Genomic DNA, 2535 nt, shown 5'->3' with positions numbered 1-2535 from the left:
ATGCGGACCTAATCGACGAGCTATGGCTTGCCGCTCCCGAGGATGACCGGGTGGACGATCAGCCATAGCTCGTCGATTAGGTCCGCATCCATGAGGCTGGCTATGAGGCCTGCTCCGCCGACGACGTAGATGTTCTTTCCTGGCGTGTCCTTCAGAGACCGAAGCTCGGTGAGGTTCCGGACGATTTGTGCCTTGGGGGGCCACGAGACGCTCTCGAGTGTAGTCGATAGAACAGCGTGAGGTGTCTGCGCTGCGAACCGCGCGTACTCAATCTCACTGCTCGATGGGAGCCTCCCTTGCTGCGACGGGACCTCCGGCAGCAACGGAATGCGCTGAGGATCCGCATGGATCGATTCCCAGTACTCGCCATATTCCGGATACATGTGCCCACCTAACAGAAACGTGTCAACTTCATCGATCAACTGGAGCGCATCCGCCCACGAATCAACCCAGTCCGATTTGCCGTCGAGGTCTTCGATGAAGCCATCCAACGAGACCTGCATTGCAGAGATCATTTTCCTGGACGTGTTTTCTGTCATTTTTTTCACTGGTTTATTATTAGGTATAATGTTTGTTCAACAAATGTACTGCCTGATGTTATCTGATAAAGGTGGCATAGTGGACTTTATAGCGAGGTAATTTGGACAAAAAACTTTTTTTTGATAAAAACGCATTTTAATGAAGCATCTTACTATCATCGTTCCTGATGGACAGACTACCTTGACCAGTGTATCCTGTATACTGGGGGCTTACGACATATTTACTAGTGCAAATCATTACTGGAAAGAACAGGGCAGGGAAGAATTGTTTAAAATCGAACTGGCAGGGGTTTTAAAGAAGGCGGAATTCAACAACGGCTTGCTAACATTGAGGCCACAGGTAAACATTTCAACCATCACCCAAACCCAACTTATCATTATTCCATCAGTAATTCATCAGAAGGCCATAAAAAGAAACAAGTTACTGACTGACTGGATTGTAAAACAATACAAAAACGGTGCTGAAATTTCCAGTATGTGCACCGGTGCATTTATGCTGGCTTCAACAGGTTTGCTGGATGGAAAAAATTGCTCTACGCATTGGGATGCCGTTGATGATTTCAGGACCATGTTCCCTAAAGTGGTTTTACAAGCTGATAAATTAATCACGGATGAAAATGGGATTTATACGAATGGAGGCGGTTACTCTTTCCTTAATCTTATCATCTATCTTATAGAGAAGTATTATGACCGATCAACAGCCATTTATTGTTCTAAAATATTTCAAGTTGAAATAGACAGACAAAGCCAATCACCATTTACCATATTTACCGGGCAGAAGTCCCACCTCGATGAAATTGTGAAAAAAGCACAAGCCTATATTGAATGTAAACTGAACGAAAAAATATCTGCTAAGCATTTGTCTTCCATGTTCTCTGTGGGGAGGCGAAACTTTGATAGAAGGTTTATCAAAGCAACAGGAAATACACCTGCTGAGTATTGCCAACGGGTAAAAATTGAAGCTGCAAAAAAGGCATTTGAAATCACCAGTAAAACAATTGCTGAAGTAATGTATGATTTAGGCTATTCAGATGCTAAAACGTTTCGCGAAGTATTTAGAAAGAGTACAGGAATTTTGCCATCTGAATATAGGCGTAAATACAATAAGGGCGTGGTGATTAACTGTGCATTGACGTGAAGATGAAATTACCTTCGATACGAATAGACTTTAGGACTTAATGATGGATTTGTATTCTGACGGCTATATTGAGGAAAAAAGAATATCATCGGTCGACATTTCCCGAAAAGTGGGGTGATTTTAGAAAATAATTGTCGAACCGGTAATGTCAACCTCGCAGCCTTACTTATCAACCACATTAATAAAGGGTTAGGAAAAAAAAGCCGGAGTTCGATCTAAGATTAGATCAAACTCCGGCTTGGTACCCAGCGCCGGAGTCGAACCGGCACGGTTTCCCACAGGTGTTTGAGACCAGCGCGTCTACCAATTCCGCCAGCTGGGCATTTGCTTATTCAGCGGGATGCAAATGTATCAATTGCATCCATAATTACCAAGATTTATTTGAATTATCTTCCTTTAGCTTTTTGTCTACCCAAAACGGGGCAAAGGGAATCAAAGACGCCCCTGCGATCACCACAGCCTTCTTAAAGTTCCATTTGTATTCTGTCCAGGCCATAATCATCAGCATAATATACAACACAAACAACAGACCATGTGCCCAGCCAGTATATTTAACTGCCAGTGGCATATCGGCCCAATACTTTAATGGCATGGCTATAAAAACCAATAAAACATAAGAGAAGCCTTCGGCAACGGCAATTTTTCTAAATATGGCTAGTGTATTCATCTGATGAAATTGATTTTAGAGGCTAAAATACACTAATCAAACCCACAAAAATCCTGTATTTATCTTTTTTACACTCACTTAACGGAGGAAGAATTTAGTGTGGCAATCGGTCCCTGCATAAACCATACACATAAGTCCCGGCCAGCGAACCAATAATTACGACGATCATCACCAGGTAGCCCTGCCCGAGC

Annotated in this window: 3 protein-coding genes and 1 tRNA gene; 1 reads left to right on the top strand and 3 read right to left on the bottom strand. The window is 43.1% G+C overall.

Annotated elements, in window-relative coordinates; translation table 11 throughout:
• Window positions 1–20: 20 nt before the first annotated feature.
• Window positions 21–539, bottom strand: coding sequence for a dihydrofolate reductase family protein (locus VK541_RS09730; RefSeq protein WP_324369411.1), 519 nt, complete (start codon window positions 537–539; stop codon window positions 21–23).
• A 139-nt stretch (window positions 540–678) separates the two neighbouring features.
• On the opposite strand from VK541_RS09730, the gene VK541_RS09725 reads away from it, so the two are divergent.
• On the top strand, window positions 679–1677 hold the full coding sequence (locus tag VK541_RS09725) for a GlxA family transcriptional regulator (protein ID WP_324369409.1): 999 nt from the start codon (window positions 679–681) through the stop codon (window positions 1675–1677).
• Between the two features lie 239 nt (window positions 1678–1916).
• Here VK541_RS09725 and VK541_RS09720 read toward each other — a convergent pair.
• A tRNA-Leu gene (locus tag VK541_RS09720) sits at window positions 1917–1999 on the bottom strand.
• 45 nt (window positions 2000–2044) lie between these two features.
• Window positions 2045–2344 (bottom strand): DUF3817 domain-containing protein, encoded by a 300-nt coding sequence (locus VK541_RS09715; RefSeq protein ID WP_324369407.1) that lies wholly within the window; start codon window positions 2342–2344, stop codon window positions 2045–2047.
• Window positions 2345–2535: the final 191 nt, after the last annotated feature.

Origin of the sequence: Pedobacter sp. (assembly GCF_035317785.1) — a bacterium.
Classification (GTDB): domain Bacteria; phylum Bacteroidota; class Bacteroidia; order Sphingobacteriales; family Sphingobacteriaceae; genus Pedobacter.
This window is presented reverse-complemented; position numbering and strand designations above follow the sequence as displayed.

Bases quoted from the DNA above. Each gene is read 5' to 3' on its own strand.
- VK541_RS09730 (WP_324369411.1), bottom strand. From the start codon at position 539: ATGACAGAAAACACGTCCAGGAAAATGATCTCTGCAATGCAGGTCTCG.
- VK541_RS09725 (WP_324369409.1), top strand. From the start codon at position 679: ATGAAGCATCTTACTATCATCGTTCCTGATGGACAGACTACCTTGACC.
- VK541_RS09715 (WP_324369407.1), bottom strand. From the start codon at position 2,344: ATGAATACACTAGCCATATTTAGAAAAATTGCCGTTGCCGAAGGCTTC.